Here is a 24,398-nt window from a genome sequence, read left to right as displayed (position 1 = left end):
GATGAGCAAGCAGACCCTGATCGCACCATCGGTGCTGGCGTCGGACTTTTCCAGGCTCGGCGACGAGGTCGAGGCTGTGGTGGCGGCGGGAGCCGACTGGGTGCATCTCGACGTGATGGATGGCCATTTCGTGCCCAACATCACCTTCGGTCCGCCGGTGATCAAGGCGATCCGCAACCGCACCAAGGCCTTTTTCGACTGCCATCTGATGATTGCTCCGGCCGACCCCTACCTGGCCGCCTTCGCCGAGGCCGGCTGCGACGGCATGAGCGTGCATGCCGAGGCCGGGCCGCATCTCGACCGCTCGCTGCAGACGATCAGGAACCTTGGCAAGAAGGCGGGTGTGTCGCTCAATCCGGCAACGCCCGAAAGCGCCATCGAATATGTGCTCGACCGGCTCGACCTGATCCTGATCATGACCGTCAATCCGGGCTTCGGCGGTCAGGCCTTCATTCCGGGCATCGTCGACAAGGTTAAGCGGGTCAAGGCGCTGATCGGCGATCGTCCCATCCATATCGAGATCGACGGCGGCGTTTCGCCCGAGACCGCGCCGCTGGTCACGGCTGCCGGGGCGAACGTCCTGGTCGCCGGCGCCGCCATCTTCAAGGGCGGCAGTGTCGAGGCCTATCGCGCAAACATCGACGCCATCAGGTCGGCGGCCGACAGTAATGCCCGCTGAGGGCAGAGCGAGGGCGAGATGAGCAATCACCTGTTCGACGCTTTCCGCTCTCGCATGCCTGCCCAGGAGCGTCTTCTGCTGGAAGCCGACGATGGACGGCGCCTGACCTATGGCGACATGCTGGCGCGGTCGGCTCAATTCGCTCATGCCCTGCTGCAGCTGCATGTCAGACCGGGCGATCGCGTCGCCGTCCAGGTCGACAAGAGCCCCGAGGCTCTGCTGCTCTATCTCGCCTGCCTGCGTGCCGGCGCCGTCTTCCTGCCGCTCAACACCGCCTACACGCTGACCGAACTGGAGTATTTCTTCGGCGACGCCGAGCCACGGCTGGTGGTTTGCGATCCGGCCAAGGCAACGGAGATCGCTGCGCTAGCGGAGAAATCCGGCGCCGTGACCGTAACGCTGAACGGCAGCGGCCACGGCTCGTTGACGGAACAGGCGTCGCGGCTGCCCTCGGGCTTCCACGACGTCGCGCGCGGCCCCGAGGATCTCGCGGCGATCCTCTATACCTCGGGCACGACCGGCCGTTCGAAGGGCGCCATGCTCAGCCACGAGAACCTCGCCTCCAATGCGCGGGTGCTGGTCGATCACTGGCGGTTCACCCGCGACGACGTGCTCATCCACGCGCTGCCGATTTTCCACACCCACGGCCTGTTCGTCGCCACCAACGTCGTCCTGATGGCCGGCGCTTCTATGCTGTTCGAGCAGAAGTTCGATCCAACCCGCATCGTCTCGCTCCTGCCGCGCGCTACCGCGCTGATGGGCGTGCCGACCTTCTATGTGCGTCTGCTGCGGCAGCAGGGTCTCGACCGCCAGGCGGCGAAAAACATCCGCCTGTTCGTGTCCGGGTCGGCGCCGCTGCTGGCCGAGACGCACAAGGCCTGGCGTGAGCGGACCGGCCACGCCATCCTCGAACGCTATGGCATGACCGAGACCAATATGAACACGTCCAACCCCTATGAGGGGGAACGGCGAGCCGGCACGGTCGGCTTCGCCTTGCCGGGGGTCGCGCTCCGCATCGCGGATCCCGAGAGTGGCGAGCCCTTGGCGCAAGGCGAGATCGGCATGATCGAGATCAGCGGACCCAACGTGTTCGGCGGCTATTGGCGGATGCCGGAAAAGACCAAGGCCGAATTCCGCGCCGACGGCTTCTTCGTCACCGGCGATCTCGGCCGCGTCGACGCGGACGGCTATGTCCACATCGTCGGGCGCGGCAAGGATCTCATCATTTCGGGCGGCTACAACATCTATCCGAAGGAGCTCGAAAGCGAGATCGATGCGCTTGAAGGGGTCATGGAAAGCGCCGTCATCGGCGTTGCACATCCGGATTTCGGCGAGGGGGTGACCGCAATCGTCGTGCGCACGCCGGCTTCGGCCATCACCGCCGCCGAAATCCTCAGCGCCATCGCCGAACGCGTGGCGAGGTACAAGCACCCGAAGCGGGTGATCTTTGTCGACGAACTGCCGCGCAACACCATGGGCAAGGTGCAGAAGAATCTCTTGCGCGAGACCTATAGGGATCTTTACGCGTCCTGAGAATGCATCCGGAGATACGATCCCTGGAAAGGCATCGCTTCACTTGGGCTTGCGCGGGCTTTCGGCTCCCTTGCTGGAGCCCCACAAGGCGCGTTGCAGCATGTTGCGTCTGTGCTTGCGCGGCTCGAGGTCGATATCGCTGACCAGTTTCGCGCCGCCCTGCCGCCGCTCGAGCGTGATTTTGCGTGTGTGGAACGCCTCAAGCTCGGCGCGGTGAGCCACGCTGACGATGGTGACTTCAGGCAGGTCGCGGATCACCGTTTCCATCATCTGATCCTGGCTCTTTTCGTCGAGCGCCGACGTCGCCTCGTCCAGCACCACGATATCCGGGCGGTGCAGCAAGAGGCGCGCGAAGGCCACCCGCTGCTTCTCGCCACCCGACAAGGTCTGATCCCAAGGAGCGTCGTCCTCGATCTGTCCGGCGAGATGGCGCAGGCCGACCTTGTCGAGAGCTGCCTTGATCTGCTCCACACTCCAGCTGTCGGCGGCCGCCGGATAGGCGACGACGCGGCGCAGCGTGCCCGAAGGGACATACGGCCGTTGCGGCAGCATGAACAATCGGCGGTCGGGATGGAAATCGACGCCGCCGCTTCCCCATGGCCACAGGCCGGCGATCGCCCGCACCAGCGTCGACTTTCCCGAGCCTGATTCGCCTGAAACCATCAGGCGCTCGCCCGGTTCCACCACGACTTCGGTCTCTTTGACCACCGCAGTGCCGTCGTCGAGCGTCACGGACAGATCGTCGAGGGAGAGCATCGCATCGCCCTCGGTCTGGCCATGACGGATCCGCCCCAGATCATTGCTTTTTTCGGCGCGTTCCAGCCCGTCGAGCGACATCATCAGCGATGCGATGCGCCGGGCCGAGGCGTTCCAGTCGGCCAGCCGCGGATAGTTGTCGACCAGCCAGCCGAACGCGCCCTGCACGATGGCGAAGGCGGAAGCCGCCTGCATGACCTGCCCGAGCGACATCGACCCATCGAGAAACTTCGGCGCGCACAGGAGAACCGGCACGACCGGGGCGAACAGGCTCGAACCTTGCGAGACCACCGCCGTACGCATGTGCTGGCCGGTCAGCCGCGCCCATTGCCTGAGCACGCCGCCAAAGGTCTTGTCGATGCCGCTCCTTTCCTCCTCTTCGCCGCCCAGAAGCGCGATGCTCTCGCCGTTTTCCCGCACCCGCGTCAGCACGTAGCGGAATTCCGCTTCCGCCTGGTTCTTCTTTTCGGAGAGCGCGACAAAATCGCGGCCGATGAGGAACATGGAGGTCGAGGTGATCGCGGCATAGATGACGGCGGTGATGACAAGGAAGCCCGGCACGGTGAAGGTCGAGCCCGCCAAGGTGAAGCTCAGTGCACCGCCGATGGTCCACAGCACGACGATGAAGGTCGAGGCCGAGAGAAAAGCGTTGATGACCCCGGCGACGAAATCGACCGGCGATTCGGTGGCGACGCGAAGATCCTCCGAGATGCGGGCCTCCGGATTCTCATGGTCGCCCTTGACCAGGTTGAGCTGATAATAGCGGCCATTGGCGAGCCAGCGCGCGACGACCGACGTGGTCAGCCAGGCGCGCCAGCGGCGCTGCATGGTCATGCGCAGATAGACCTGCGCCACGACAAGGCTCATGCTGCCGAGCACGAGAGGCACGAACACGGCGCTCAGGAAATAGACCGTATGGGCGTCGCGCTTTTCGATGGCATCGAATATGTTGCGGTTCCAGACATTGATCCCGTACTGGAAACCGACATTGACGCAAATCAGGACCAGCAGGCCGATCGTCAGCGGCCAGGACAGCTTGTCGCCATGCCGGCTCCAATAGCCGCGCCCGCTGGTCCAGAACCGCCGCAACAGATATTTCTTGCGCGCCTGTTCGGCCTGCTCGGGCGTCAATTTCGAATCCGGTTCGACGACGTCCGGCGGCGGAGCCTCGCCAATGACTTCGGACGCCGCTGCTCCGGCGGCCACGGCCTCTGAGGCCACTGCCTTCTTGTCGTCCCGGTTCTTCTTCGGCGTGGCCGCGTCGCGCGATGTCTTGTCGGCTGGCGCTGTCCGTCGCGCCTTGGTCTGGCGCGGCTTGCCAGGGCCGCGCCGCTTGCGGGCATCGGCCGGTTTCGACCTGGGTTTCGCGTCGGACATGCGTCCCGACAACGGCCTCGAAATCAAAAGGTTTCATGGCGTTCGCTTGACTGAACGCACGGCAGCCCGCCCAAAGCGATCCTGCATCTTGGTCGTTCTAGCTTGAGGCGTTGACCCCGAAAACCTTTTTGCCGCCGATCCAGACGCTGCTTATGTCGAGACCATCCGACAACGCGACGATATCGGCCGCCGTGCCATTGGCGAAGCGGCCCAGCCTGTGCGACTGACCGATGGCTTGCGCGGGATAGAGCGAAGCCATGCGCAACACTTCCGACAGGTCCAGCCCGATGACCCGATGGACGTATCGAACGGCCGAGATCATGTCCAGATCGGCGCCCGCCAGCGTGCCGTCGGCAAGCCTGAGACTCCCCTCCTTGCGGTAAATGGTGCGGCCGTTCAACGTGAACGCAGTCATGTCGGTGCCGATGGTCGCCATGGCGTCGGTGACCAGCACGATCTTGCCCGGTCCCTGCTTGGCGCTGAGCGCGATCCTGATGGTGGCGGGGTCCACATGGATGCCGTCAGCGATCAGCCCGGCGAAGAAGGCGCCGATGTCGATGGCCGCACCGGCCAGGCCCGGCTCGCGGTTGCCGATCTGGCTCATCGCGTTGAACAGATGCGTGACCACGCTGGCGCCGGCTGCGGCGAAGGTGGTTGCAACGGCGTAGCCGCTGTCCGAATGGCCGAGGCTGACGATGACGCCGGCCTCGGTCAATGCCGAAACGCGCTGCGGGTCGACGGATTCCGGTGCCACGGTGGTGAGCAGCACCGGCAGTTTTTGGCGCGCCGCGATAAGCGCCGCCTGGTCGGCGTCGAGCATCGGCCGGATCAGCGCCGGATCATGCGCACCCTTGCGGGCGATCGACAGATGCGGCCCCTCGAGATGGAGGCCGAGGAAACCCGGCACCCGCCGCGAGGTGGCTTCTTCGCCGGCGGCGACGGCGGCGGCTGTGATTTCCGGCGTGTCGGTGATCAGCGTCACCAGCAGCGCCGTCGTGCCGAAAGGCGCGTGCGCCCTGCAGATGGTTTCGATCGAGGCGGCATCGGGATGATCGTTGAGCATCACCCCGCCGCCGCCATTGACCTGGATGTCGACGAACCCCGGCGCCAGCATGCCGCCGCCCATGTCGACAGCGCCAATGTCGGAAGGCATGGCGCCCGTGGGCAATATGGCCTCGACGAGGCCGTCGCGCACGACGAGCGCGTGGTCCTCGTGCCAGTCGTCGCCATCGAAGATCCTGGCGCCGGTCAGGGCAAAGCGATCGCTCATACCGTCTCCGTGACCTTACGGAGATTGGGCGGGGTGTCGGGGTCGAGGCCGCGATGGCGGGCAAAGGCCTCGACGAACATGTAGAAGGAGACGATGAGCGCCAGCGGATCGGTCAGCGGGTGGCCGGTGGCGACGTGAGGCAGGCGAACCGCGCGATCGGAGAGTGCCGAAGTCACGAACACCGGCGCGCCCTTGTCCGCCAGCCTGTCGGCGGCTTCGGCGACGGACGGCTCCGACGCATCGCGGGCGGCCAGCGCCAGCACCGGGAAATCCGGGCCGATCAGCGCCAGCGGGCCATGCATGACTTCGGCGGCGCTGTAGGCCTCGGCATGCATGCCGCATGTCTCCTTGAATTTCAGCGCGGCCTCATTGGCCATCGCCGCGGACGGGCCGCGGCCGAGGATGAAGAGCGACTGCTGCTTCTCGATAGTCGCGGCGAGCACGCTCATCCAGTCGCAGGCGATCGCGCTTCCGAAATGCTCCGGCAATCGGTCAAGCGCAGCAAGCAAGGCATCGTCGCCTGTGGAATGCGCCATCAGGGCGAGGCCCGCAACCGCGGAATTGATGAAGGTCTTGGTCGCCGCGACACTGCGTTCGGGCCCGGCCAGAATGTCGATCGCATGATCCGAGGCGCGCGCCAGCGGCGAATCGGCATTGTTGGTGATGGCGACGGTCAGTGCGCCGCCGGCACGTGCGGCTTCAGCCATCGCGACGATATCGGGGCTCTTGCCCGACTGCGAGATTGCCAGGCAGGCGGAGCCGCCGAGCCGGAGCTTCTTGCCATAGATGGAGGCAATGGACGGACCGACCGAGGCAACGGCCAGGCCGGCGGTCAGCTCGACGGCATACTTCATGAAGGTGGCGGCATGATCGGACGAGCCGCGCGCCACCGTAACGATAAAATGCGGATCGCGTTGGCGGATGCCGCGCCCGGCCTCGGCCAGCACGGCGCCCGAGCCGTCGAGTAGGCGGGCGACGGCTTGTGGGATCTCCTCGATCTCGCGCCGCATATGGGTGATGTTCGTTACTGTGCTCATGATCGGCCCTCGTCGCCTGGCCCCGTCAGCCGCAATTCGGCGACGAAGTCGTACGCATCGCCCCTGTAGATGGAGCGGGTAAACTCGATCACCTTGCCGCTCGCCAGATAGGAAATGCGCTCGATATGCAAACCGGCGCTGCCGGACGGGACCTCCAGCAGGCGCGCGTCGCTCTCACCCAGATTGGCGGCGGAAATGCGCTGCACCGCCCGTACCGGCCGGTTGCCGATCAGCTGCAGCGCCGCATAGAGCGAAGAACCGATGCCGTCAGGATCGGGCAGGACGCTGGCCGACAGCGAGGCGCGTTCGATCGCCAGCGGCGTGTCGTTGGCGATGCGCAGGCGCGCCACGCGCGCCACCAGTTCGTTGGACGACAGGCCGAGCACCATCATCTCGTCGGGCGAGGGCGCGTAGAGGCCGCGGTCCAGCCAGGTCGACCGCACCGCCATTCCGCGCCGCGCCATGTCCTCGGTGAAAGAGGTCAGCAGCGACAGCGATTGCTCGACACGCTCCATGCGCGGCGCCACGAAGGTGCCGGAGCCATGGCGTTGCACCAGTATGCCGCCCTTGACCAGGTCCTGAACCGCCTTGCGCACGGTGACCCGCGAAATATCGGCCTTGCTGGCGATGTCGCGCTCGGAGGGCAGCGCGTCGCCCGGGCCGATCAGGCCGCGATTGACGGCATCCTCTATGCTCTTGCGAAGCTGCAGGTAAAGCGGCGCGCCGCTTTGCGAGGATTGTTTCAGCGTGGCGAAGATCTGCTCGGCGGCATCGCTCATCGAGCCGCCTCCGCTGGTCTGGCAAACAGACGGACAGCCATCTGCACCGCTCCGCCCAGCGCATCGTCGAGTGGCTGCTTCAAGAGCGCCCGGTAGCGTGCCGACAGGCGTGGCGCGTAGAGCGACGCCAACCCACCAAGCAGGCAGAGCGGCGCATTGTCGGAGAGGTCGAGCGCGCCGAGCGAGGCTTCGACATCGGCGACCACCCGGTCGACGATCCAGTTGGCGACGGTATCGCCTTTTTCAGCGTGTTCGAACACCTTGGGCGCGAAGCCGCCGAAATCGCCCGGCTTCGCATTGGTGGTGAATTCCACCACGTCCTCCGGATTGTTTCGGAAGATTGCCATCATGGCATCGGTCAAGGGCGAGCCTTCGCGGACGCCGTCATAGGCAAGCAATGTCTGTTCGAGCAGGTCGCGGCCAATGCGCGCGCCGCTGCCCTGGTCACCGACCTGGAAGCCCCAGCCGCCAATGGCGCGCGATCTGCCGTTCCTGCGCGCCATATAGGCGGTGCCCGTGCCGAGGATCGCCATGGCGCCGTCACCGGAGCCGACTGCCCCTTCGAGCGCGATTTCAGCATCGGTCTCGACGCGACTGACGCTGAACGGCAGGATGGCTTCGAGCTGTTGCCTGTAGGTGCCGACATTGGCGCCGGCGAGACCGAGAATGGCCGGCGTGTTCGCGATCTGCTCGGGGTGCTGTCCAGCGGCGATGAACGCCTGCCGCGCGGCCTCGACGATGTTCGCGCGGGCGCCTGTGAGATCGGTGCGGATATTGGCGGCGCCGCTCTTGGCCCGAGCCAAGACAGTGCCGTCCGCCGTTGCCAGCGCCGCCTTGCAGCTTGTGCCGCCGCCGTCGATACCGAGCACGAAAGTCACAGATTGTCTCCTCGGGTCGGATGATACCAATAAAATACCAATAGCCAAGGGCTAATTTCCGATCGAAAAAGATCGAGGCGTATTTAATTGAAAACAAAGGGCTTTTGACGACGTTTTTAGTTCAGCGGGTTGTGGCCCGTTAATACGTGTGGACAAGTGGTATTTTTTTGGTATTGTTCGCAGATCGGAGGATAGCGATGGCCGAAACGCGCACCGAGGCGCTTCACCAAAATGCGACGGGGCTGGATATCCAGGCACCCGACGCCATCCTTTCCCATCTCGTCGGCGCGCAGGTCGAAGCCGCGAAAATCGTCCGCAACGCCATTCCCTCGATCGCTATCGCTGCCGAAATCATTGCCGACAGGCTGAGAAGCGGCGGCAAGCTTGCCTATGCCGCGGCCGGAAGCTCCGGCCTGATGGCGCTGGCCGATGCCCTGGAACTGCCGGGCACGTTCGGCATCCGGCGCGATCGCATCGCCATCCTGATTGCCGGCGGCGACGAGGCTTTCAAGACCATGGCAGGGGGGCCCGAGGACGATGGCGAAGAGGCAGCAAAGGCGGTCGCCAATGCGGGCCTGGGCGAGGGCGATTGCCTGATTGCGATTTCCGCCAGTGGCAGCACCCCTTACGCGGTGCGAGCCGTCGAGGAAGCCGCACGCCGGGGCGCAGCCACCATCGGCATCGCCAACAATCCAAATTCGGTTCTGCTGCGTAGGGCAGAAACCTCCATCCTGCTCGAAACACCGCCGGAGCTGATCGCCGGCTCGACCCGCATGGGGGCCGGCACCGCGCAGAAAATCGCGCTCAACATGCTGTCGACACTGACAGCCATCCATCTCGGCCACGTCCATGACGGCTATATGGTCAATCTCATGGCCGACAACATCAAGCTGCGCGACCGCGCTACGCGGATCGTCGCTGCCATCACAGGCCGCGGCAAGGACGAGGCGGCGCGGCTTCTCGAAAAGAGCCGCGGCGCGGTCAAGACAGCCATTCTGCTCGCCGCCGGCGCCGACAGCGCCGAAACGGCCGAGAAGATACTGGAAGAGGCAGGCCAGAAGCTGCGGCCGGCCCTTTCCGTGCTGGGGCACGATCCCGAAAAGTGGGAGCCGCCTTTCGGAACAGATCATGCCCGAACAAAGCAATAGGCCCGCATCATCTCGATTCAACGGGGTGGGACGGGCTTGCGAGGGGAGCAAGGGGCGCTAGGCCCCCGATCTCATCAAAACCGAACCTGAAAAAGGTCAACAGGGAGACTGAGCATGACAACGAAACGATTGACTGGGAAACTACTCACGGCACTGCTTCTGGGCACCAGCATTCTCGGCTCCGCCGGGGCGGCTTTTGCCGAAGACGTAACGCTCAACATCGAAAGCTGGCGCGGCGACGACCTTGCCATCTGGAAGGACAAGCTGATCCCCGCCTTCGAAGCCAAGAACCCCGGCATCAAGGTGGTGTTCGCGCCATCGGCGCCTACCGAGTACGACGCCGCCCTCGGCGCCAAGCTCGCCGCCGGCTCGGCGGGCGACCTGATCACCTGCCGCCCGTTCGACAAGTCGCTCGAACTGTTCAAGAAGGGCAACCTTGCCGACCTCTCGGCGCTGCCCGGCATGGAGAACTTCTCGCCCGTCGCCAAGTCAGCCTGGCAGACCGATGACGGCAAGGCGTCCTTCTGCGTGCCGATGGCCTCCGTCATCCACGGCTTCATCTACAACAAGGATGCTTTCGACAAGCTCGGCATCAAGGTGCCGGAGACCCGCGACGAGTTCTTTGCCGCGCTCGACAAGATCAAGGCCGACGGCACCTATATTCCGATGGCCATGGGCACCAAGGATCTCTGGGAAGCGGCGACGATGGGCTACCAGAACATCGGCCCCAACTACTGGAAAGGCGAGGATGGCCGCGCCGCGCTGATCAAAGGCGAGCAGAAGCTGACCGACAAGGATTGGGTCGCGCCCTATGAGGAACTGGCCAAGTGGAAGCCTTACCTGGGCGACGGTTTCGAAGCCCAGACCTATCCCGACAGCCAGAACCTGTTCACGCTCGGCCGCGCCGCCATCTATCCGGCCGGCTCATGGGAAATCGGCCTGTTCAATACCCAGGCCCAGTTCAAGATGGGCGCCTTCCCGCCGCCGGTCGAGAAGGCCGGCGACACCTGCTACATCTCGGACCATACCGACATCGGCATGGGCTTGAATGCGGCTTCGAAGAACGCCGACGCCGCCAAGACCTTCCTGTCCTGGGTCGCCTCGCCGGATTTCGCCACCATCTACGCCAACGCGCTGCCGGGCTTCTTCAGCCTGAACTCCTCGCCGGTGAAGATGGAAGACCCGTTGGCGCAGGAATTCGTCTCCTGGCGCGGCAAGTGCAAGTCGACGATCCGCTCGACCTATCAGATCCTGTCGCGCGGCACGCCGAACCTTGAGAACGAGACCTGGGTTGAATCGGCCAACGTGATCAACGGCACCGACACGCCGGAAGCCGCGGCCAAGAAGCTGCAGACCGGGCTCGACAGCTGGTACAAGCCGGCCAAGTAACATCCCGGCACCAGTGGGGCCGCCCAAGATCGGGCGGCTCCGCGTTTTTCGATAGCATCGACTGCGAACGACAGCGCCGCCCCTCACCGCCTGCCGGCACCTTCTCCCCGCAGGATCGCGGGGGAGAAGCAGCGCCGCAAGCCGGCGACCCCTTCCCGTCCCTGACGGACAGCGGGTAAGGCTCGCGGTGGCGCCGTCCTCGAAAGCACTTGCCAAGACCTGACCGGCGGGAACCGAACGCATGGCCGCAGATATCAGACCGAAAAGACCGTTTCGCTGGCACATCGGCGTCTTCCTGGCGCCGGCCGTGCTGGTCTATACGGCAATCATGATCCTGCCGCTGGCCGGCACGCTGCAGCTGTCGCTGTTCCGCAACGTCGAACAGCACCAGGTCTTCGTCGGGCTTGCCAATTTCCGCACCTTGTTCGGCGATCCCAACTGGTCGGTGGGCTTCTGGAACGCGCTTAGGAACAACACCTGGTTCTTCATCATCCACATGCTGGTGCAGAACCCGATCGGGGTCATGCTGGCGGCCCTGCTGTCCAGCCCGAGGTTGAGGTTCGCAGCCTTCTATCGCACGGCCATCTTCGTGCCGACCATCCTGTCCTTCGTCATCGTCGGCTTCGCCTGGAAGCTGATCCTGTCGCCGCTCTGGGGCGTGGCGCCGCATCTGATGGATCTCGTCGGGTTGAAAAGCCTGTTCACGCCATGGCTGGGCAAGGAGCAGTACGCGCTGACCGCGCTCAGCCTGATCTCGGTCTGGCAATTCGTCGGCATCCCGATGATGCTGATCTACGCGGCCTTGCTGTCGATCCCCGAAGAGGTGATCGAGGCCGCCGAATGCGACGGCATCACCGGCCTGGCGCAGTTCTGGAAGATCAAGCTGCCGCTCATCCTGCCGTCGATCGGCATCATCTCGATCCTTACCTTCGTCGGCAATTTCAACGCCTTTGACCTGATCTACACCGCGCAGGGCGCGCTGGCCGGGCCGAACTACTCGACCGATATTCTCGGCACCTTCCTCTACCGCGCCTTCTTCGGTTTCCAGCTGCAGACCGGCGACCCCAACATGGGCGCGGCCATTGCCACGATGATGTTCCTGATCATCCTCGGCGGCGTCTGCGTCTACCTCTTCCTCGTCCAGACGCGCCTGCGTCGCTACCAGTTCTGAGGGGGGAGATGTTACGGCTAAACACCCCCCTCTGGCCTGCCGGCCATCTCCCCCGCAAGGGGGGAGATTGGAGGTCATTTCGGCCTTCGCCAATCTCCACCGTCGCAGGATGTGCGGCAACGCCAGAGCTGCCAATCTCCCCCCTTGCGGGGGAGATGTCCGGCAGGACAGAGGGGGGTGCCTGGGCGCCGACCTCTCTGGCCGCTGCTCATCAGGAGACCTTCCAATGAGCACCGCCACCCGATCGCTCCCCCGCACCATCGGCGCCCACGCGATCTTGCTGACTTATACGGCGATCGCGCTTGCCCCTGTGATCCTGGTGATCATGAATTCCTTCAAATCCCGCGCCGGCATCTTCGGTGCGCCGCTGACGCCGCCGACGCCCAAGACATTCGACTTGATCGGCTATACCACCGTGATCGGCCAGGGCGATTTCATCCACTATTTCCAAAACAGCCTCGTGGTGACCGTCGCCTCGCTGTTCTTCGTCCTGCTGTTCGGCGCCATGGCCGCTTTCGCCCTGTCGGAATACCGGTTCCGCGGCAATTCGCTGATGGGGCTCTATCTGGCGCTGGGCATCATGATCCCGATCCGGCTCGGCACAGTCGCCATCCTGCAACTGATGGTGGCGAGCGGGCTGGTCAATACGCTGACGGCGCTGATCCTGGTCTACACCGCGCAAGGCCTGCCGCTCGCCGTCTTCATCCTGTCCGAATTCATGAAGCAGGTGTCCGACGATTTGAAGAATGCCGGCCGCATCGACGGGTTATCGGAATACACCATCTTCTTCCGCCTGGTGCTGCCGCTGGTCAGGCCGTCGATGGCAACCGTCGCCGTCTTCACCATGATCCCGATCTGGAACGATCTATGGTTTCCGCTGATCCTGGCGCCGTCGGAAGAGACCAAGACGGTCACGCTCGGCGCGCAGCTCTTCCTCGGCCAGTTCGTCACCAATTGGAACGCCATCCTGGCGGCGCTGTCGCTGGCGATCATGCCGGTGCTGATCCTCTACATCATCTTCTCGCGGCAGTTGATCCGCGGCATTACTTCCGGAGCCGTCAAGTGAGTTCAAATCCTCTTCGCGTTGTCGTGGCCGGTCTCGGCAATATGGGCCGCAGCCATGCGCTGGCCTATCACACCAATCCGGGCTTCGAGATCGCAGCACTGATCAACCGTTCCGACGTGCCATTGCCGGAGGGGCTTTCCGGCTATGGTATCGGGCGTTCCTTCGATGACGCACTGCGCGACGAAAAGCCTGACGTCGCCTGCATCGCCACCTATTCCGATAGCCATGCCGACTATGCGGTCAGGGCCTTCGAGGCAGGCTGCCACGTCTTCGTCGAGAAACCGCTGGCCACTACGGTGGCGGATGCCCAACGTGCCGTTGCCGCCGCCAAGGCCAATGGCCGGAAGCTGGTCATCGGCTACATACTGCGCCACCATCCGTCCTGGATCAGGCTGATCGCCGAGGCGCGCAAGCTCGGCGGCCCCTATGTCTTCCGCATGAACCTCAACCAGCAATCCTCGGGCCACACCTGGGAGACGCACAAGCAACTGATGCAGACGACCTCGCCGATTGTCGACTGCGGCGTGCATTATCTCGACGTCATGCTGCAGATCACCGACGCCAGACCGGTCGAGGTGCGCGGCATGGGCGTGCGGCTGACCGAAGAGGTTGCGCCGGCAATGTACAATTACGGCCATTTGCAGGTGCTGTTCGATGACGGTTCGGTCGGCTGGTACGAAGCCGGCTGGGGCCCGATGATCTCAGAGACAGCGTTCTTCGTGAAGGATGTCATCTCGCCCAAAGGCTGCGTGTCGATCGTCATGAAGGAAGGCGTCAAGTCCGACGACATCGACACCCACACCAAGACCTCGACCATCCGCCTGCACAGCGCCGCGACGGGCCCGGGCGGCAAATTCGTCAGGCCGGACGAGATGCTGTCGATGGAGGGCGAACCCGGACACCAGGACCTTTGCGACCTCGAACAGGCCTTCCTGCTCAAGGCGATCCGCGAGGATCTGGATCTCACCAAACATATGGACGACGCCGTGAAGTCGCTAGCCGTTTGCCTCGCCGCCGACGAGAGCGTGCGCAGCGGAAAGGCGGTGCGGCTGTGACCAGAAAATCGGAAAGGGTTGCCCGCATCCGGCCGGTCGCGCTCCCCTACGAACTCGGAGGACTGCCATGGGCTCGCTGAACATCGAGAGCGTGAAGAAGGCCTTCGGACCGGTCGAGGTGTTGAAGGGCATCAACCTCGAAGTCAACGATGGCGAATTCGTCGTCTTCGTCGGCCCTTCGGGCTGCGGCAAGTCGACCTTGCTCAGGGTCATCGCCGGGCTGGAGGATTCGACCTCGGGCCGGGTGGTCATCGACGGCCAGGACGTCTCCGCCACGCCGCCCGCCAAGCGCGGCATCGCCATGGTGTTTCAGACCTACGCGCTCTATCCGCATCTGACAGTCAGGAACAATATGGGCCTGGGCCTCAAGCAGGCCGGCACGCCCGGGGCCGAGATTGAGCGGCGGATCGGCATCGCCTCGTCCATGCTGTCGCTTGAACCCTATCTCGAGCGGCGCCCCGCCGAACTCTCCGGTGGCCAGCGCCAGCGCGTTGCTATCGGCCGCGCCGTGGTGCGCGAGCCGAAGCTGTTCCTGTTCGACGAGCCGCTGTCGAATCTCGACGCCGCACTGCGCGTCAACACAAGGCTGGAAATCGCACAATTGCATCGCCGGCTGAAAGCGACGATGATCTATGTCACACATGACCAGGTCGAGGCGATGACGCTGGCCGACAAGATCGTTGTTCTCAATGCCGGCCGCATTGAGCAGATCGGCGGTCCGATGGAGCTTTACAATTCGCCGGCAAACGAATTCGTCGCCGGCTTCATCGGCTCGCCGAAGATGAACTTCGTCGACGGCGCGCGGCTCGGCGAAACGGCCAAGACCATAGGCGTGCGGCCCGAACACCTGACGGTCGATCCGACATCAGGGAGCTGGAAGGGGACAGTCGTCCATGCCGAGCATCTCGGCGCCGACACCAACCTCTATCTCGACTGCGAAAAGGCGGGGCTGATCACGGTGCGCATTTTCGGGGTCTACGACGCCGAGCCGGGCGCGACACTATACGCGACGCCGGATCCGGCGAAGACCTATCGGTTCGGAGCCGATGGCAAGGTGTTGAAGTAGCCGCGGCGGCGCCTTCTTTCCTCTCCCTCCGGAGGGGGGAGAGGTGGCGCCGCGAAGCGGCGACGGAGTGGGGGAAGGCGCTCTTACAAGCGGAAGCATTGAAGGCAGGCCTACCACAGCGAATCCGTCCATCGCCGAGCAGTCGACCCCCACTCCGTCGAGCTGCGCTCGACACCTCTCCCCTGATCGACCGGGGAGAGGAAAGGTGCGACCGTCGTCCTTTCGGAGCACCACACGGAAAGATATAGTGCCGCCTACGCGTCCGCCTTGAATGTCTGCTTCTGCTGGCCGAGCCCCTCGATGCCGAGCTCCACCACGTCGCCAGCCTTCAGGAACACCGGTGGCTTCATGCCCAGCCCGACGCCAGGCGGCGTGCCGGTGGAGATGATGTCGCCGGGGTGCAGCGACATGAACTGGCTGAGATAGGACACCAGGTAAGCCACGCCATAGACCATCGTCTTGGTCGAGCCGTCCTGCATCGTCTTGCCGTTGACGGTCAGCCACATCTTGATGTTCTGCGGGTCCGGGACCTCGTCCTTGGTCACCAGCCACGGGCCGATCGGTCCGAACGTGTCGCAGGACTTGCCCTTGGTCCACTGGCCCTGCCGCTCGGCCTGGAAGGCGCGCTCGGAGACGTCGTGTGAAACGCAATAGCCGGCGACATAGTCCAGCGCGTCGGCCTCGCTGACATACTTCGCCGTCTTGCCGATGACGACGCCGAGCTCGACCTCCCAGTCGGTCTTGACCGAGCCGCGCGGGATCAGCACGTCGTCATCCGGCCCAACGATCGCCGAGCTTGCCTTCATGAAGATGATCGGCTCAGACGGCACGGTTGCGCCGGTTTCTGCGGCATGGTCGGAGTAATTGAGGCCGATGCAGATGAACTTGCCCGTCCCGGCGACGCAGGCGCCGATGCGCGGCTCGCCGGAAACTGCCGGCAGCGATTTCGGATCGAGCTTCGCCAGCATCTCGAGCGAGGCCGGATGCAGCGTGGTGCCCGCGATATCGCCGACATGGGCGGAGAGATCGCGGATGGTTCCGTCCGCGTCGAGCAGACCTGGGCGCTCGCTTCCCGCCTCGCCATAGCGCAGCAATTTCATTGATATCCTCCTGATTGCGGCCGAAAGCCGTTACAAATTCGCATCGCCGTTTCTGCGGCGGTCATGAACCGAGCGAAACCTAGCCAGTGAGGCACGGACCGGCAAGCGGATGCCGCGTCGTCCGGCGGCTGCGCCGTGATTTTCAGACCTTGGGAACGTACCGTCCCATACCGGTGCGTCCATACCGTGCGGTTTCCGGACGCGTTCGTCGCTGCTGTCACGTCGGTCGGCCGCAACGGTCCCTAGATCGACCAGCCGCCGTCGATATTATAGGCCTGCCCGGACGTATAGGTGGCGCCGGCCAGATAGACGGCGAGGTCGGCGATTTCCTCAGGCGTGCCCAGCCGGCCCATCGGCTGGCGGGCGATGAAGGCGGCGCGGGCGGCCTCATAGTCGCCTTGCGCATGCATGCGGTCCTGCAGCGACGGGCTCTCGACCGTGCCGGGGCAGATGGCGTTGCAGCGTATGCCCTTGCCGACATAGTCGGCGGCGACCGACTTGGTCAGCCCGATCACGGCGGCCTTGGTCAGGCCGTAGACGAAACGGTTCGGCACACCCTTGGTCGAGCTTGCCAGCGAAGCCATGTTGATGATCGAGCCGTCGCCGCGCTCCAGCATGCCCGGTAGCACGGCGCGAATGGTCCGCACCATGGCGCGGACATTGAGGTTCAGCGCGAAGTCGAGATCGCCGTCCTTCATGTCGAGGATCGAGCCGGCATGGACGAAGCCGGCGCAGTTGAACAGGACGTCGACGGTGCCGATCGCCGCGAAAGCCGCGTTCACCTCCGCGTCGTTGAGCACGTCGAGCTTGCGGGTCTTTACGCCTGGCGTGCGGGCGAGTTCGGCAAGCAACGTCTCGTTGATGTCGGTGGCATGGACGGTGGCTCCGGCCTTGGCGAAGGCCAGTGCGCTCGCCTTGCCTATGCCTTGCGCCGCCGCCGTGACGACGACGACCTTGCCTGCCAGATCCGCCATGCTGTTCTCCTCGCCCGTTTGGTTTGCAATTATCGGCCAATGGCCATGAAGTCATGGGCCAGTCGGCCGGCATTGTGCGGCCTGAATGCTGATCGGCCACCGAAAAATGTTTTTTCTCGTTAAAGAACACCCATTAGGGCGTCAAGTCCGACACCATCACCATCTAGATCAAAGTCGCCTGTTCAGTCGCCGTAAGGCACCCAGACATTCTTGACCTCCACGGCTCGGCGCAGAAAGACGTCGCCCGCCGCCTCGCTCGACGCCCAATCCAGCGTGTGCCCATTGCCGCTCCAGACCCGCTTGAGATTGCCGATCGACTCGGCTTCGGTCTTGGCGCAGGTGTCCGCATCGGCAAACACCCAGAGCCCGTCGACATCGTCATGCTTGGCCAGCACGGCGGCGAGTTCGGCCGTGCGGCCGGTGACGATGTTGATGGCGCCGGCCGGCACGTCGGAATATTCGATGACCTGGTAGAGATCGGTGGCCAGCAGCGGGTAGCGTTCGGACGGCACCGCGACCACCGTGTTGCCCATGGCCAGCGCCGGCGCGATCAGCGAGATCAGCCCCAGCAGCGGCGATCCGTAGGAGGCCACAATGCCGACGACGCCGACCGGCTCGTGCATCGCCAGGGTGACAGCGCGCGCCGGGGGCTGGTGCACCCGGCCTTCGAACTTGTCGGCCAACCCCGCATAGAGGAACAGCCGTTCAATCGACAGGTCCACTTCGTCGCGCGCCATTTTGGACGAGGCGCCGGTCAGTTCAGTCAGCCGGGCGGCGAACTCGCCGGCGCGGCCCGAAAGGTTCTCGGCCAAATAATAGAGCACCTGCGAGCGGTTATAGGCGGTCGCCTCCGGCCAGCCCTTGCAGGCGCGCGCCGCCGACACCGCGTCGCGGATATCCTTGCGGCTGCCGAGACCGACCTCGCCTGCCAGCCTGCCCTTGGCGTCAGCGATCGGCAGCGAGTAGTTGCCGTCGGGCCGCACCTGCTTGCCGCCAATGAACAACTTGGCCGTGCGGTCAATCGTATCGCCGTCCGGTTGCTCGACCGGTTCGGCCGAAAGCGTCGCCGGCTTGATCTCCGGGCCGAGCGGAAGGTTGGCGGCGAGATATTCGAACATGCCTTCGCGGCCGCCTTCCCGTCCGAAGCCGCTCTCGCGGTAGCCGCCGAAGCCGCAGGCCGCGTCGAACATGTTGGTACCGTTGATCCAGACCACGCCAGCCTTCAGCTGCGGCGCGACATGGAGCGCGAGGTTGACATTCTCGCTCCACACGCTCGCCGCAAGCCCATAGCGGGTGTTGTTGGCAAGCTCGATCGCCTCCTCGGTGTTGCGGAAGGTCATTGTCGCCAGCACCGGGCCAAAGACCTCTTCCTGCGCCAGGATGTTAGCCGGCGAAACGCCAGTGGCCAAGGTCGGCAGGTGGTAGTAGCCGGAGGACGGAAGCGTTGCATCGGGCTGCCAGCAGATTGCGCCTTGCTTGGCGCCTTCCGCGATCAGCCCCTTGACCCGGTCGAGCTGGGTCAGGTCGACCAGCGGCCCGATATCGGTATTCTTGTCGAGCGGGCTGCCGACGCGCAGCCGGCTCATCCGCGTCTTGACCTTGGCGATCAGGGCGTCGGCGATCCCTTCCTGCACCAGCAGCCGCGAGCCGGCGCAGCAGACCTGGCCCTGGTTGAACCAGATGCCGTCGACCAAACCCTCGACGGCGCTGTCGAGGTCGGCGTCCTCGAAGACGATGAAGGCCGACTTGCCGCCGAGTTCAAGCGACAGCTTCTTGCCGGACCCCGCGGTCGCCTTGCGGATGATCTTGCCGACCTCCGAGGACCCGGTGAAGGCGATTTTCTGGATGCCGGGATGGTTGACGATTGCCGCGCCCGCCTCTGGCCCGCCCTGGACGATGTTGACGACGCCTTTCGGCACGCCCGCGCGTTCGCAGATTTCAGCGAAAAGGATAGCGGTGAGCGGCGTGAACTCGGCCGGCTTCAGCACCACTGTGCAGCCGGCGGCCAGCGCCGGCGCGACCTTCCAGGCCAGCATCAGCAGCGGGAAGTTCCACGGTATGATCTGGCCGACGACGCCGACGCCTTTGTGGCCGGGGAAGTCCTTGTCCAGAGCCTGCGCCCAGCCGGCATGGTGGATGAAATGGCGGATCGCCAGCGGCACGTCGATGTCGCGGCTTTCACGGATCGGCTTGCCATTGTCGATTGTCTCAAGCACCGCGAACAGGCGTTGATGGCGCTGCATGGCGCGGCCGATGGCATAGAGCACCTTGGCGCGCTGATAGCCCGATGATGCCGACCATTTCGGCAGCGCCTTGGCGGCAGCCGCGACCGCCGCATCGATGTCGGCCGCATTGGCGTCGGATAACGTTGCCAGCGTCTTGCCGGAAGAGGGGTCGCTGGTCTCGAAAGTCTTGCCGCTAGAAGCGGCTTTCCAGCCACCGCCGATGAACAGCGCCTTGCCGAAATCGCGCGCAGCCAGCCACGCATCGGCTTCGTTGCGGGCTTCCGGCGCCGGACCGTATTCCATGGCGTGATAGCGTTCGAGGATGTTCATGGGACGCTCCGTTGGGAGGAGATAAGCTTTATCGGGAGTGCTGTACGGCGCCCCCCTCTGGCCTGCCGGCCATCTCCCCCACAAGGAGGGAGATTGGCTGGCGGCAATGACTTCGCCAATCGCCGACGTTGCGGAATGGCGGCCAACAGTCGTGAAGGCTGATCTCCCCCCTTGTGGGGGAGATGTCCGGCAGGACAGAGGGGGGCGCCGTAGAACTCCACGTTCAACCCCCCGCCATCACGCCATTGCGTGGCGATGGTTCGCCGAATAATGCCCGGTCAAATGATGCTCGAGCTGCCGTTCGATATCGGTCAACAGGCTCGACGCACCGAACCGGAAAAGCTCCGGTTCAAGCCAGGGTCGTCCGAGCTCTTCCTTCATCAGGACCAGCCAGTCTAACGAGGCCTTCGCGGTGGAAATGCCGCCGGCAGGCTTGAAGCCGATGAGATAGCCGGTCTCCTCGAAATAGGCGCGGATGGCGCGCACCATGGCGAGCCCGACCGGCAGGGTCGCATTGACACTTTCCTTGCCTGTCGAGGTCTTGATGAAATCCGCGCCCGCCATCATCGCCACCATCGAGGCCAGCATGACGTTGCGCAGCGTGGCGAGGTCGCCGGTGCCGAGAATGACCTTGAGATGCGCATCGCCGCAGGCGGCCCGCATCGAGACGATCTCATTGTAAAGCTCCCGCCATTTGGCGCCGAATACCAGACCGCGCGGAATGACGACGTCGATCTCGTCGGCGCCGTCCTTCACCGAGGCTTCGATCTCCTGCAGGCGGGTCGAGAGCGGCGCCAGTCCGTGCGGAAACGCGGTGGAAACGGCGGCGACATGGACGCCGGTGCCGCGCAGCGCTTCGACGGCTGTGGCGACAAAGGGGTGATAGACGCAGATCGCCGCCGGGCGGATCTTTTCGCCTGCAATGCCGAGCCCTTCGGCGATGTCGCGACGAAAAGGGTTCAGCGCCTTGGCGCAAAGCCGGCGCACGCGCTCCTCGGTGTCGTTCGAATTCAGCGTCGTCAGATCCATGCAGGCGACAGCGCGCAGCAGCCAGGCAGCCTGGTTATCGGCCTTGATCGAGCGCCGCTTGGTCAGGCTGGCGACGCGGCGCTCCAGCGCCGAACGGTTGACGCTGCGCACCGATTCCATGAAGCCGAGATCGAGCTTCATGCCGGGGTTGCGCGCGACGCGGTGGTCTATCGCAACGGGGGTGTTGGCGGCGGCACGCGCGGGCAGCGGCGTCACCTTGGACAAGCCGAGTTCGGCTTCGCGGATCGTGCTGCTCATCTCCTGCCCTTCCATTTCACCGACCTGCGTCGAAAGACCGTCCGTGAAGTGGCGTTTCGCGGACCTTTCGAACGTCATAACTGAAAATGGCGGCGAAAGCAGCCGACTTTTGGCTGCGTGGTCAAGACGCCGATGCCGGATGCCAGGCCGGCCTCAGCCGACGAAGGCGCGTTCGACGACGAAACTCGCCGGATGACTGAGCGAGCCTTCCTCGAAGCCGAGGCTTTCCGCCAGTTCTTTGACGTCCTTCAGCATATGCATCGAACCGCAGATCATGATGCGGTCCGTCTGCGGATCGAGCGTCTCGATACCGAGGTCGGCGTAGAACTTGCCCGAGCCGATCAGCGCGGTGATGCGGCCCATGCGCGCCGAGTCTTCGCGTGTCGTCGAGTTGTAGAGCGTGACGCGCCCGGTGGTCAGTTCGCCGATCAGCGGGTCGCTTTCGAGCGCCGCCACAAGCTCCTGGCCATAGGTGAGCTCGGCATTGTCGCGGCAGGTGTGGGTCAAGATCACCTGCTCAAATTTCTCGTAGGTGTCGGGGTCGCGCAGCAGGCTGGCGAACGGCGCGATGCCGGTGCCGGTCGAGATCATGAACAGCCGCTTTGCGGGCGTCAGTGCATCCAGCACCAGCGTGCCGGTCGACTTCTGGCGCATGATGACCGTAGCGCCGACCTGGATCTTCTGCAGTTCCGAGGTCAGCGGGCCATCCGGCACCTTGATCGAGAAGAATTCCAGCTCGTCGTCCCAGGCCGGGCTCGCCACCGAATAGGCGCGGAAGACAGGCTTCTCGGCATTGGGCAGCCCGATCATGACGAACTCGCCCGACCGGAAGCGCAGCGACTGCGGGCGCGTGATGCGAAACGAGAACAGCCGGTCGGTATAATGCTTCACCGAGACGACGGTTTCGGCATGGACATTGGCCGGAATGGGGAACTGCAACGGACGGGCGCCGGCGGTGTCGAGCGCGGGTGTGGTGTTCATAAAAATCCAACCTTCCGGCGCAAATTCCGGCTGTTTGCGTCACACAGTCTCTCGCGCGTCCTGGCCGTTGAAGTGCCCGGCACGCTTCGAAGTGCAAGCTCTTGTGTGCGGAATTTATTAGTATACAAACGATATTTGCGTCAAGATGCAGGCTTAAAACGCCTTTCCAAATGGCGCCGTATCCGTAGTCCGGGCATTTCGGGTTTCGACGATGAAAGAGAATTTTCCGGCGCATGCGCGTGATTCCCTTGGAAATGTCGTTGCCGGAATCGATGTCGGCGGCACCTTCACCGACCTGCTGCTGATCGATGGCCGAGACGGCGGCAAGGTTTACATCGCCAAGACGCCGACCACGGTCGAAAACCAGGCGTTCGGCGTCGTCTCGGCGCTTGGCGCCACCGGATTTCCTATCGCCGGCATTGACCTGATCGTGCACGGCACCACAACCACCACCAATGCGGTGCTGGAGCGTCGGCTGGCGAAAACCGGCATGATCACCACACGTGGCTTTCGCGACGTGATCGAGCTCGGGCGGCGCACGCGGCCGCAAGCCTATGGCATGACCGGCACCTTTGTCCCGATCATACCGCGCAATCTCCGGCTCGAAGTGTCGGAGCGCGTCGAAGCGTCCGGAACTGTCCGCACGGCGCTCGATGAAGCCGAAATGCGCGAGGCCGTGAAAGCACTGATCGCGGCCGGTTGCGAATCCCTCGTCATCCATTTCCTGCATTCCTATGCCAATCCCGCGCATGAGCGTCGCGCCGTCGAAATCGCCGCCGGTCTCTGGCCGAACGCCCACATCACGGCGGGCCACGAGCTGCTCTCGGAGGCGCGCGAATTCGAGCGCGGCGTCACCGCCTCGGTCAACGCCTCCGTGCAGCCGATCCTCGAGCGCTATGTCGAGCGGCTGCGCAAGGAGCTCGCAGCCAAGGGCTATATCAGAGATTTCCTGATCATGAACGGCAATGGCGGCATGATCTCGGCCCGCTTCGTCACACGTGAATCAGCCAAGACGGTCATGTCCGGTCCGGCGTCGGGGGTCATTGCCGCTGCCTACACCGGAAAACGCGCCGGCTTCGAAAACCTCGTTACCTATGACATGGGCGGCACCTCGACCGACGTGGCGCTGATCCGCAACGCCGAACCGGCGGTGTCGAACGAGATCGAGATCGAATATGCCATGCCGATCCATGTGCCAATGGTGGCGGTGCACACGGTCGGCGCCGGCGGCGGCTCGATCGCCCGTGTCGACGCGGCCGGCCTGATCCAGATCGGCCCGGAAAGTGCCGGCGCCAATCCGGGCCCGATCTGCTATGGGCGCGGCGGCTGCGAGCCGACCATCACCGATGCCAACCTTGTGCTCGGCCGGCTGGCGCCGAAGAAACTGCTTGCGGTCGACAATCCGGTCACGGTTGAGCGCGTCACCAATATCTTCGAGGATCGCATCGGCAAGGCAACGGGCCTGTCGGGCGTCGAGGCGGCCGGCGCTGTGCTCCGGCTAGGCAATATGAAGATGGCCGGCGCCATCCGCATGGTCTCGGTGTCGCGCGGCCATGACCCGCGCGATTTCGCGCTGTTCGCCTTCGGCGGCGCCGGGCCGCTGCACGCCACGGCGCTTGCGCGCGAACTCGGCCTGCCACGGGTTCTGGTGCCGGCACGTCCCGGCATCACCAACGCGCTCGGCTGCGTCGTCGCCGACCTTCGCCATGACTTCGTCAACACCATCAATCAGCCGGTGGCCATGCTCGATGAAGTCCAGCTCCATGCGGTTTTGAAACGGCACCGAATCGAAGGCGAGGAGCTGATCGCCAAGGAAGCGGTGAAGCCGGAGACCATCCGGGTCAGCCATTCAGCCGACATGCAGTTCGTCGGCCAGACACATATCATCAACGTGCCGCTGCCGTCTTCGTCGGTGGCCCGCAACGAGTTGCAGGCCCTGTTCGAGAAAGCCTATTTCGCCCGTTTCAAGGTCGAGTTGCCGGAAATCCGCGCCAACCTCGTCAACCTCAACACTTCGGTCACCGGTGTGCGGCCGGCGATCGACCTGTCCCGGCTTATCGACCCGGCGGGGCGGGCGGAGACGTTGGACGAAGCGCGGCGCGAGGTCCGGCCGGTCTGGTACGCCGGCCAGTGGCACGACACGCCGGTCTATATCAGGGAAAGGCTGCCGCTCGACGCCGTCATCGAGGGGCCGGCGGTCCTCGAACAGATGGACGCCACCACCGTGCTCGAGCCCGGCGACTGCGCACGCTCGGACGCCGACGGCAACATCATCATCGACATTGGCGAGGCCTGAC

The 24,398-nt window shown here is 64.3% G+C and carries 19 protein-coding genes; 9 read left to right on the top strand and 10 right to left on the bottom strand.

Going from position 1 to position 24,398, the window contains the following annotated elements; translation table 11 throughout:
- The first annotated feature begins 1 nt into the window (after position 1).
- Positions 2-679: a ribulose-phosphate 3-epimerase gene (rpe, locus tag LB513_RS19605; RefSeq protein WP_224665158.1), complete on the top strand. Its 678-nt coding sequence runs from the start codon at positions 2-4 to the stop codon at positions 677-679.
- 18 nt (positions 680-697) lie between these two features.
- On the top strand, positions 698-2,212 hold the full coding sequence (locus LB513_RS19600) for a malonate--CoA ligase (RefSeq protein WP_224665157.1): 1,515 nt from the start codon (positions 698-700) through the stop codon (positions 2,210-2,212).
- A 39-nt stretch (positions 2,213-2,251) separates the two neighbouring features.
- Here the strand turns inward: LB513_RS19600 and LB513_RS19595 are convergent, their stop codons facing one another.
- The 5 genes from LB513_RS19595 to LB513_RS19575 all read right to left on the bottom strand — a co-directional run bounded on the left by LB513_RS19595 (position 2,252) and on the right by LB513_RS19575 (position 8,309).
- A complete protein-coding gene (locus tag LB513_RS19595; protein ID WP_224665156.1) occupies positions 2,252-4,345 on the bottom strand; it encodes an ABC transporter ATP-binding protein/permease in 2,094 nt (697 codons plus the stop codon).
- A gap of 97 nt (positions 4,346-4,442) precedes the next feature.
- Positions 4,443-5,615, bottom strand: coding sequence for an N-acetylglucosamine-6-phosphate deacetylase (gene nagA, locus LB513_RS19590; protein WP_224665155.1), 1,173 nt, complete (start codon positions 5,613-5,615; stop codon positions 4,443-4,445).
- Complete coding sequence (locus LB513_RS19585) at positions 5,612-6,652, bottom strand: SIS domain-containing protein (protein ID WP_224665154.1); 1,041 nt, start codon at positions 6,650-6,652, stop codon at positions 5,612-5,614. The genes nagA and LB513_RS19585 overlap by 4 nt, the downstream gene beginning before the upstream one ends.
- Positions 6,649-7,431 carry a GntR family transcriptional regulator gene (locus tag LB513_RS19580; protein WP_224665153.1) on the bottom strand — a complete coding sequence of 261 codons (783 nt, stop codon included), beginning with the start codon at positions 7,429-7,431 and terminating at the stop codon, positions 6,649-6,651. Before LB513_RS19580 ends, LB513_RS19585 begins: the two co-directional genes overlap by 4 nt.
- A complete protein-coding gene (locus tag LB513_RS19575; protein ID WP_224665152.1) occupies positions 7,428-8,309 on the bottom strand; it encodes a BadF/BadG/BcrA/BcrD ATPase family protein in 882 nt (293 codons plus the stop codon). The genes LB513_RS19580 and LB513_RS19575 overlap by 4 nt, the downstream gene beginning before the upstream one ends.
- A gap of 197 nt (positions 8,310-8,506) precedes the next feature.
- On the opposite strand from LB513_RS19575, the gene LB513_RS19570 reads away from it, so the two are divergent.
- From LB513_RS19570 to LB513_RS19545, 6 genes are all read left to right on the top strand, one after another.
- The gene (locus LB513_RS19570) at positions 8,507-9,457 is read left to right on the top strand and encodes an N-acetylmuramic acid 6-phosphate etherase (RefSeq protein ID WP_224665151.1); all 951 of its coding nucleotides are present in this window, start codon (positions 8,507-8,509) and stop codon (positions 9,455-9,457) included.
- 114 nt (positions 9,458-9,571) lie between these two features.
- Positions 9,572-10,846 carry an ABC transporter substrate-binding protein gene (locus LB513_RS19565; RefSeq protein WP_224665150.1) on the top strand — a complete coding sequence of 425 codons (1,275 nt, stop codon included), beginning with the start codon at positions 9,572-9,574 and terminating at the stop codon, positions 10,844-10,846.
- 241 nt (positions 10,847-11,087) lie between these two features.
- Positions 11,088-12,017, top strand: coding sequence for a carbohydrate ABC transporter permease (locus tag LB513_RS19560; protein WP_224665149.1), 930 nt, complete (start codon positions 11,088-11,090; stop codon positions 12,015-12,017).
- A gap of 226 nt (positions 12,018-12,243) precedes the next feature.
- On the top strand, positions 12,244-13,083 hold the full coding sequence (locus LB513_RS19555; RefSeq protein WP_224665148.1) for a carbohydrate ABC transporter permease: 840 nt from the start codon (positions 12,244-12,246) through the stop codon (positions 13,081-13,083).
- Positions 13,080-14,138, top strand: coding sequence for a Gfo/Idh/MocA family protein (locus LB513_RS19550; protein ID WP_224665147.1), 1,059 nt, complete (start codon positions 13,080-13,082; stop codon positions 14,136-14,138). The genes LB513_RS19555 and LB513_RS19550 overlap by 4 nt, the downstream gene beginning before the upstream one ends.
- 67 nt (positions 14,139-14,205) lie before the next feature.
- Complete coding sequence (locus LB513_RS19545) at positions 14,206-15,204, top strand: ABC transporter ATP-binding protein (RefSeq protein WP_224665146.1); 999 nt, start codon at positions 14,206-14,208, stop codon at positions 15,202-15,204.
- Positions 15,205-15,458: 254 nt separating this feature from the next.
- Here the strand turns inward: LB513_RS19545 and LB513_RS19540 are convergent, their stop codons facing one another.
- The 5 genes from LB513_RS19540 to LB513_RS19520 form a co-directional block, all read right to left on the bottom strand.
- On the bottom strand, positions 15,459-16,304 hold the full coding sequence (locus LB513_RS19540) for a fumarylacetoacetate hydrolase family protein (protein WP_224665145.1): 846 nt from the start codon (positions 16,302-16,304) through the stop codon (positions 15,459-15,461).
- 242 nt (positions 16,305-16,546) lie between these two features.
- Positions 16,547-17,278 carry an SDR family oxidoreductase gene (locus LB513_RS19535; RefSeq protein ID WP_224665144.1) on the bottom strand — a complete coding sequence of 244 codons (732 nt, stop codon included), beginning with the start codon at positions 17,276-17,278 and terminating at the stop codon, positions 16,547-16,549.
- Positions 17,279-17,460: 182 nt separating this feature from the next.
- Positions 17,461-19,833, bottom strand: a complete 2,373-nt coding sequence (locus LB513_RS19530) for an aldehyde dehydrogenase family protein (RefSeq protein ID WP_224665143.1) — start codon at positions 19,831-19,833, stop codon at positions 17,461-17,463.
- A gap of 237 nt (positions 19,834-20,070) precedes the next feature.
- Positions 20,071-21,120, bottom strand: coding sequence for a deoxyribose-phosphate aldolase (gene deoC, locus LB513_RS19525; RefSeq protein WP_224665142.1), 1,050 nt, complete (start codon positions 21,118-21,120; stop codon positions 20,071-20,073).
- A gap of 153 nt (positions 21,121-21,273) precedes the next feature.
- A complete protein-coding gene (locus LB513_RS19520) occupies positions 21,274-22,101 on the bottom strand; it encodes a ferredoxin--NADP reductase (protein WP_224665141.1) in 828 nt (275 codons plus the stop codon).
- A gap of 211 nt (positions 22,102-22,312) precedes the next feature.
- Between LB513_RS19520 and LB513_RS19515 the strand changes: the two genes are divergently transcribed.
- Positions 22,313-24,397: a hydantoinase/oxoprolinase family protein gene (locus LB513_RS19515; RefSeq protein WP_224665140.1), complete on the top strand. Its 2,085-nt coding sequence runs from the start codon at positions 22,313-22,315 to the stop codon at positions 24,395-24,397.
- Position 24,398 lies beyond the last annotated feature (1 nt).

The organism is Mesorhizobium sp. ES1-1, assembly GCF_020164785.1.
Taxonomy (GTDB): Bacteria; Pseudomonadota; Alphaproteobacteria; order Rhizobiales; family Rhizobiaceae; genus Mesorhizobium.
Note: the sequence above shows the minus strand (reverse complement) of the source record. Positions and strands in the feature narration are given on the sequence as shown.